Consider the following 7,619-nt stretch of genomic DNA (forward strand, 5'->3'; position numbering starts at 1 on the left):
TCCAAGTTAAAAATAAAAAAAATTCAAAAACAACGATCATAACCTATCCTCAAAGGTTCATGCAGCTAATTAAAGATTATCTTGGGAATAGGTCTGGATTAGTGTTCATTACTAAAACAGGAAAAAGTATTGGATTAAAACAGTTAGCAGGGACTTTTGCTAAGGCAGGATTACAAGCAAACATACCATTCAAGGTCACGCCTCACGTATTAAGAGCTACAGCAGTTACTGAATATAAAAGAATGGGGTGTTCTGATTCCGATATCATGAAAGTTACAGGGCATTCTTCTTCTAAAATGATATATGCTTATGATAAGTCTATCAGATCAGAAAATGCTTCAAAAAAAATATCTCTGATATAATCAAAAGTTTCGCAACAAAACCTATATAATTAAAATTATATTAAAATATTAACGGAAGCTGAGAAGTTAAATTATCAATGGAAGTATCGTATGCTGAAAGCATTTGCGTTGAAGAGAAACAGGAGACGCGCATAATTGCTTCGTCAGCACACCCTATTTTCTTCAAATATGCCAAAGCACTAGCTCTAAGTACATGAGGAGTAACTTTTATCGATAAATTCATATCATTTTCGGCTAACTTGAAATAATAATACACTTGGTTAATTGCTACTTGTCGACCATTACCCGATATGAATACCCAGCCAGTTCTATTCCCAATATAATCTCTCAACTCTTCCATTAGAAAGTTGGGATAAATCACCCGGACTTCACTATATCTACTGTGACGTTTCTTTATTTTAAAAGTAATCTGATTCAGAGAGAACGATAAATCTTCTATCCTCAAAGAAATTACTTCACTTAACTTTCTAACCCCTTGAATAATTAGTTTCCCAATTAAATAATCTCTAAAGCTAATTCTTTTAAGTGAGTCAAAAAATAACAACCACTCTTGTTTAGAAATAAATTCAGTCTTAACTTTATCTCGAATTTTATAAAAAGTAGAGTTACCAAAATCTCTAGAAGGAATGGCCTGTTTAATAACACCCTTAGTTAGCCTATAGAGAAATTTTGTGAACGATATATAACAAGCTGCTCTTGCTTGTTTTGAAGCTTCAGAAACAGGTTTGCCACTACAAGAGTATGTTAGTGTTTTTATTTTATTTAACAAATCCCAATGGTCTATATAAATTAGGCTCTCCAACCTCATAGATCCATCTAGTATTTTGTTCGCCATCAAAAATCTGATTCCAGACGCATAATTTTTCTTTGTAGTTGGGGATAGAGTAGCTAACCATACATTAGCAGCTTCCGATACAGTCAAAAACAATCTACTTTTATGATAGTGACTCAAATTGCTCATACTTAGACTCAATTTTATAATGTACAAGTCTTGCGTAGACTAAGTTTTTTTAAACAAAAAGTCTACCACCTAAAGTTGCAAAGTCTACCACCTAAAGTTGCAAAGTCTACCACCTAAAGTTGCAAAGTCTACCACCTAAAGTTGCATTTTCTCTCGGAGTTTTACAGCTCTAAATTTTTAAAAAGTATATTAATACTTTTTATTTGCTGCTGATGGGAATCAGCATCTATATGAAATACTCTCGATAAGTTGATGGATTAAGTTTTTGTTGTATTCCGAAATATTAATGCCAGAGTTGATGATTTCCAGAACTTCTATTAATTTACTCGATAAAAATTTATTTTTCTTTTCAACGTCATTTACTTGTAATTCATCATTGCTTCTTAGAGAGGGAAGGAATTGATTCAGTACACTTATAGCTAAAGTATTAGACATCCCTCGAATTTTTCCTAGAACTGTTATTTTCTCTTTAATAGATCCTTTCCTAGAGGCTAATAAATATGCCGTTTTGTACGGTATCGATTGGAACAAAGACTTCGTGTGCTTATCTGGTAAACTAATAAACAATTCGTAATATCCCAGAGCATTATATGCAGAAGATTTCGTATGAAATACAAGGTTAATCCAAGATGAAAAAGTAGTTTCTGGCGAACGCATTTCTCTTAAGATTTCTCTTACCTTATAAATCTTCTCGCCTATCAAAAGAACATGTTGCTTTTGTATTGATTTGATTTGAATCGTTAGTAGTTTGATAGCGGCTAAATTGTGATTAACGTCAAGTTTTTCATCTTCGTTAATTACCAGGTTATTAATTTTTTCATGCTCTTCATCACTCAAAGTTACTGAGAAAATATCTAATGATAGTTCCTTTTTTTGAAATTCCTTGGCCGTATTCTCTTGGTTCTTTTGAAAAAATATTGATGCTTCTTTCGATAGTTTATTCACAGGAAGTCCTGAATAATTTTTTATTTAAAAATAATTTATTTTCTATTTCTTCGGTCAATTTTAGGATATCTTGGGAAGCTCTAGAATTGGGGTATGCATTTGTAACAGAAGTTTCCTTCAATAAAGACCGGCTCAACGTAATATCTTTACGTATTTTACTAGATAGTATTTTCCCCGGGTACATGGATTCTACTATATTTAAATATGTGGAGTTTGTTGAGTTTCTTTCATCCCAAAATGAAAAAACAATTCCTAATACTTGTAAGTCATTGTCAATTGTAGAATAGAACTCTTTTATCTTCTGTAATCCAAGAATAGAGAAAGGTTCAGGGGTCAGACATATAATCAGATACTGACTAGCAAGAAAAGCTTCTCGTGTAAGAATTCCTAAACTTGGTGGGGTGTCTAAAATACAAACATCATAAGAATGCCGAATTGTTTGCAAAGACATATACAGGTGATTGATAGTTAAACTTATGTCTCTATTAAATCCTCGGAAATCTTCTATCAAAACTGAGGATGGGATAATATCTAAATGATTGATTTTTGTTTTATGAATTGCATTTTTGATTTTATCGGGATCTCTTAAGATTGCATCGAGATTATGTTTCTCGCAAATTTGAACTCCCAATCCTACAGTCAAATTTGCTTGTGGATCTAAATCCACAAGCAAAACTCGCTTCTTTTTTTCTTGGGCAAGGTTACACCCAACATTTAGGGACAAGGTTGTTTTTCCAGTCCCTCCTTTAAAAGAACAAAATGACAATGTTTGCACATTTACTCCAACGTTAGAGTAGATGTTAATTTATTCAGATTTTGAGAACATGTCTTTTCTTGATAGAATTAACATGATTAAAGCTTTTTTTAGTTTCAAATTATTGTTCTCTAGCTGCTCTACTATTGGAGAATCAGGGAATAAGCTTAACGATGTTTGTATTTGATTGAGTAAGTCTAATATAACTGAAATACTTTTGTTGTATAATTCTATTGGAGAGTTCATAAATGTGATTTTTTCTCGATGTACTCTCATTTTGAGATCTAATTCTGGGAAATTTTTTTCTACATCTTTGACAATTTGAATAAAGTCGTGAGTCATGTTTTGTTTGTTGTTCATAATCTCTCCAGTAAATAGATGTATACTTTTTTCATATAAAACAAATAAAAAATATCCAACAAAAATATGATTTTATTTAATTATATTTTTAACATTCTTATTATCCGTCGGATTGTTGTTTGACTTCCAAGAAAGATACGTTTGATGTTGCGCTTATTCCAAGTATAGATTCTCCGTTTGCTAAAGCATTAACCCATACTACGCCACTATCCATACCCCCAACTCTGAGAGAAAATGTAACAGGAGATGATCCTGTGTTAGCTATAGCTGTTCTTAAAGAACATAAATTTGGGACTCCCGATGAGTATCCGTAACTTATAGCGCAAGGTTTAGTGTCACCTTCTCTTACTAAGGATAAGACAACAGTTCCTTCCATTCTGGAAGCTATAATATCAGCGAACACTAAGAACATACTATTTGTGTTATCCGGAGTAATTGTAAATTTTCCGATTTCTGTTCCTCCATCAAGAGTATCGATATTGTATTTAGTAAATAAACCGTTGCATTGAATTTTATTTGACAAAGAAAAGTGTTTAAATGCTTTTGTGATAGACAAGGTTGGATCGGATGTTATTTTATCTATGACTTCTTGAACTAAGCTATTTGTTACATTCTGAACAATTTCATCCATTAACTCATCTTGTATTTTATCTAAGATGGTTTCTGTCATTTCATTTGGATCAATGGATACATTTATAGTTGCATCTTGATTGTTACTATTGGTGATATCAACTTTAATACCATCTGTTGCTTGAAACTTTGCTGCTACAGGAGTTGTTGAAGTTCCGATGATAATTTGTTGGTCTTTTAGTACATCTGTCATTTGACCAAGTTTAATATTATCTGCGAATACGCAGTTTTGATTGTCATTTAAATAAAAACCAGAATTACCCATAGTTAAAAACTCTTTTTAATTTCGAGTTTTTAATTTAATTGTTTTTGACAATCAATATTAATTGATGTTGCTTGAGTTTTGGATGGTTTTATTTTTTGAAATTTGTTGGAATTTGTCTTTGTTTAAATAAAAGACTTCTTTCTTTGCTATAGTTGATCCCTGAAGTCTTTCATGTTTGTTTAACCACTTTAGTTCTATAGCGATTTCAACACAGCGATTAATAGCTGTTTCTATTTTTTTCCAGTTTCTAGAAGTGATGTATCTATTCATTCTCAAAGTATAGGACAATGTTTCAAGACCAATTTCTATTTTATCGGGCCATTCTTTAATCCCAGAACTATTCATTTTCTTTCTTGTAGCAGTGCTAACAATCCAATCTATAAATGTGTAGGTAAACTTAGATGCGTTTGGGAATCTTAATTTGATTTCCTGATACATATTAGCTGGTTTGAGAACGAAATAGGAGTCTATTTGGTCAACGATAATTGGACATGGTTCTATGATGAATCCTTTGTGCTTTTTTGAAATTAAGTTTAGGAAAGGCTCTTCATCTAATGCTTTATTTTCTTTCGGAGTCAATCCTTCCCAACCTTCACAAATACGTAGGATAGGTGAAAATGTTTGGTATCTATCAACAACTTCTTCTCCCTTGTTCCATCTTTTTCTAGTTGCTACTATAAGGTAGGGCTCATTTCCTAGATGATATAAAGCTTCTAGGGCTATTAAAGCTTCTTTTCCTCCAAATTCATTTTTGTTTCTTGATGTTTTATATTTTTTTACTCCATAAGCTTCTAAATATTCAGATTTAGTAAATTTAATTCTTGGAATAACACCTTCGAATTTGAAAGTATTAGTTTCTCTAGATAAATAAGATCCTTCTAAGTTTCCTCGGTAGTTCGTTGCTGTGAGAAGCTTTTGAATTGCTGCTAGTGCGTGATAGTGAGAAGGTTGTAGATCAAGACCAATTACCTCGATTTTGGATTCTGTACAAATATTTGAAAATAATTCTAGTTGTTCTTCTGATAGTAGAGGCTTTCTTCCAAATTTCTGATTTTCTAAATGTAATGAGCTTTTAATTACCTGATTTTCTGATTTTACCATGATTCTTTTTGGACCGAAAATCTTCCTGTTGATGATGAAAATTTCAAATTAGTCGAAAACACTGATCCATGTCTATTCTTCCCGATAATAATTTCTGCTACCCCCTTATTAGCATCTTGTGAATAATAATCCTTCCTGTGGATAAATAAAATAACATCAGCATCTTGTTCTATTTGCCCACTATCTCTAAGGTCGGATAACATAGGTCTTTTGTCCATTCTATCTTCAACTTTTCTAGACAATTGAGATAAACAGATTATCGGTATTTGCAGTTCTACAGCTAGTTTTCTTAATTCTCTAGAAATTTCCGCAATTTCATTTTGTCTATTTTCCGATTTCTTTTTTGGACTAATCAACTGTAAATAATCTATAAATAAAGCATCTACGGCATAGTGGTTTTTCAAATTCTTACATTGATTAATTAAAGAAATTAAATCTGTACACTTATTGTCACAAATAAAAAAAGGAGAATTTTTTAAACGAGTTCCAAGATGTTCTATTTTTGTTAAAACATCTCTAGAAAAATTTCCTCTTTTCAAGTGTTCGCAAGAAATTTCACTTAAATTAGATATGACCCTCTCTACAATTTGATTAGGACTCATTTCCAATGAAATAAAACCTATTGCTTTTTCTTGCTCCAACACAATCTTCAATGCCATGTCGATAGCAAAAGCTGTTTTCCCCATAGCTGGTCTAGCAGCTAATACAACAAAGTTACCTTTAGATAAAATAATACTATGTTCATCTATGGATGAGTATCCTGTTAATAAACCATCAACATAATCTATATGCTTTTCTAAGCGAAAATTATATCTTTGCCTTATTTGAGAAATGACACTATCTGATCCATCATCTCCACAAGAAAAAATATCATAAATAGTTCTTCCGTATCTTTTCTTTGTATCCGCTTTAGAATAAATAGTATCTAAACGATCTTTAAACTTTTCGATAAGAGTGTATGGAGAACACCTATTTGGGTATTTTGTAAAATCTTGAAAAGATAAATCTAAAAATTCTTTCAGTAAACCATTAATATGTTGTTCGTGCAAAAACTCAATATGTTGATCTAAATCAATAGGTATATCAGCATTTTGAGACATATGAATTAAATAAGAAACATCCATATGTTCATCCATATTTCGCTTTTTTATCTCTTCCCAAATAAGGGCTATGGAAACAGTATCTCTTCTACTTAAAATATCTTTAATTAAGATGAATATGCTTCTATGCTTTGGTGAAAGAAAATGATGTTCTGACAATCTTTGTATAATTGTTCGAGCATTATCACAGTAATTCACAGCTTGGCCTAATATAAAAAATTCAACATCTAAAAGTTCTTTTTCTTCTGCCGATTGCTCTATCATAAAATGACCAAAAGGAATAATTGATGATTTTCGAAAAGTAATATAACTTACCTGATTATAGAAATAATCAGGTAAAGCGATTAGCTTATATCACGAGGATGCGCGTGCGTAAAGAGAATTCAATATGTAATAATTTGGAAAGAATATTCGATAAACATTTCCAAAGAGTCTGTTCATCACATCAAGAGGCTATCTTAATTAAAAACGAGAATATATGGGAAAAGTTAAAAAACATATCCCTTTTAGATGCGATTTGCCTATGGACATCGTCATTAAACAACCACACAGCCCGATCATATAGAGGATCTTTTTTTTCTTTAGAGAAAATTGGCTTAATATCTTTAAAAATGTCACTGCAAGAATTCGCCATGCTGAATCATAACTTAATTTTAGACTCTATAAAGCAAATTCCACCAAAAATAGCCGCATGGTCTGAAGGGACGAAACAAGTCCGGGCTGCGTGCTATATTTCTCTAACAAAATTTCTTAATAGAGTTACGTCAGGCATTATACCGATAGCCTATCCATCTAAACAAGAAGCTAATAAGACTTTCTATAAAATTCGGGATCTGGTTAAAACCAATGCCATGAATCAAGAAGAACGAATAGCTTTTTTAGAAAAGTTGAAACACATTAATCATAGAGATTGGTTAATAGCTCAAACTTTATTACAAGGAGCGAAACGCGTCGCAGAAGTTTTATCAATTACAACAAACCAAATATCTTTTGAAGAAGGGACTATTTCATTTGTCCAAGTTAAAAATAAAAAAAATTCAAAAACAACGATCATAACCTATCCTCAAAGGTTCATGCAGCTAATTAAAGATTATCTTGGGAATAGGTCTGGATTAGTGTTCATTACTAAAACAGGAAAAAG

Annotated in this window: 7 protein-coding genes and 2 pseudogenes; 2 read left to right on the top strand and 7 right to left on the bottom strand. The window is 31.7% G+C overall.

All coding sequences use genetic code 11. The features are described from left to right. Window positions 1-2 precede the first annotated feature (2 nt). Window positions 3-362 (top strand): annotated as a pseudogene (locus M787_RS04740) (tyrosine-type recombinase/integrase); the annotation flags it as partial. A 40-nt stretch (window positions 363-402) separates the two neighbouring features. Here M787_RS04740 and M787_RS04745 read toward each other — a convergent pair. The 7 genes from M787_RS04745 to M787_RS04775 all read right to left on the bottom strand — a co-directional run bounded on the left by M787_RS04745 (window position 403) and on the right by M787_RS04775 (window position 6,742). Further along, window positions 403-1,323, bottom strand: a complete 921-nt coding sequence (locus tag M787_RS04745; protein WP_021828979.1) for a tyrosine-type recombinase/integrase — start codon at window positions 1,321-1,323, stop codon at window positions 403-405. Between the two features lie 219 nt (window positions 1,324-1,542). Next, entirely contained in the window at window positions 1,543-2,268 is a 726-nt protein-coding gene (locus tag M787_RS04750) for a CT583 family protein (RefSeq protein ID WP_064317837.1), read from the bottom strand. After that, on the bottom strand, window positions 2,261-3,043 hold the full coding sequence (locus M787_RS04755) for a ParA family protein (protein WP_077974869.1): 783 nt from the start codon (window positions 3,041-3,043) through the stop codon (window positions 2,261-2,263). The genes M787_RS04750 and M787_RS04755 overlap by 8 nt, the downstream gene beginning before the upstream one ends. Before the next feature lie 30 nt (window positions 3,044-3,073). Continuing rightward, complete coding sequence (locus M787_RS04760) at window positions 3,074-3,382, bottom strand: hypothetical protein (RefSeq protein ID WP_064317838.1); 309 nt, start codon at window positions 3,380-3,382, stop codon at window positions 3,074-3,076. 100 nt (window positions 3,383-3,482) lie between these two features. Continuing rightward, complete coding sequence (pgp3, locus tag M787_RS04765; protein ID WP_064317839.1) at window positions 3,483-4,277, bottom strand: virulence factor Pgp3; 795 nt, start codon at window positions 4,275-4,277, stop codon at window positions 3,483-3,485. 57 nt (window positions 4,278-4,334) lie between these two features. Beyond that, the gene (locus M787_RS04770; RefSeq protein WP_021828974.1) at window positions 4,335-5,378 is read right to left on the bottom strand and encodes a hypothetical protein; all 1,044 of its coding nucleotides are present in this window, start codon (window positions 5,376-5,378) and stop codon (window positions 4,335-4,337) included. Beyond that, the gene (locus tag M787_RS04775) at window positions 5,372-6,742 is read right to left on the bottom strand and encodes a replicative DNA helicase (RefSeq protein ID WP_021828975.1); all 1,371 of its coding nucleotides are present in this window, start codon (window positions 6,740-6,742) and stop codon (window positions 5,372-5,374) included. The genes M787_RS04770 and M787_RS04775 overlap by 7 nt, the downstream gene beginning before the upstream one ends. Before the next feature lie 104 nt (window positions 6,743-6,846). On the opposite strand from M787_RS04775, the pseudogene M787_RS04735 reads away from it, so the two are divergent. Further along, window positions 6,847-7,617 (top strand): annotated as a pseudogene (locus M787_RS04735) (tyrosine-type recombinase/integrase); the annotation flags it as partial. Between the last annotated feature and the right edge of the window lie 2 nt (window positions 7,618-7,619).

The sequence above is a fragment of the Chlamydia gallinacea 08-1274/3 genome, assembly GCF_000471025.2.
Taxonomy (GTDB): domain Bacteria; phylum Chlamydiota; class Chlamydiia; order Chlamydiales; family Chlamydiaceae; genus Chlamydia; species Chlamydia gallinacea.

Coding starts and splice junctions, on each gene's coding strand:
- M787_RS04745 (WP_021828979.1), bottom strand. CDS start 1,323: ATGAGCAATTTGAGTCACTATCATAAAAGTAGATTGTTTTTGACTGTA.
- M787_RS04760 (WP_064317838.1), bottom strand. CDS start 3,382: ATGAACAACAAACAAAACATGACTCACGACTTTATTCAAATTGTCAAA.
- pgp3 (WP_064317839.1), bottom strand. CDS start 4,277: ATGGGTAATTCTGGTTTTTATTTAAATGACAATCAAAACTGCGTATTC.
- M787_RS04770 (WP_021828974.1), bottom strand. CDS start 5,378: ATGGTAAAATCAGAAAATCAGGTAATTAAAAGCTCATTACATTTAGAA.
- M787_RS04775 (WP_021828975.1), bottom strand. CDS start 6,742: ATGATAGAGCAATCGGCAGAAGAAAAAGAACTTTTAGATGTTGAATTT.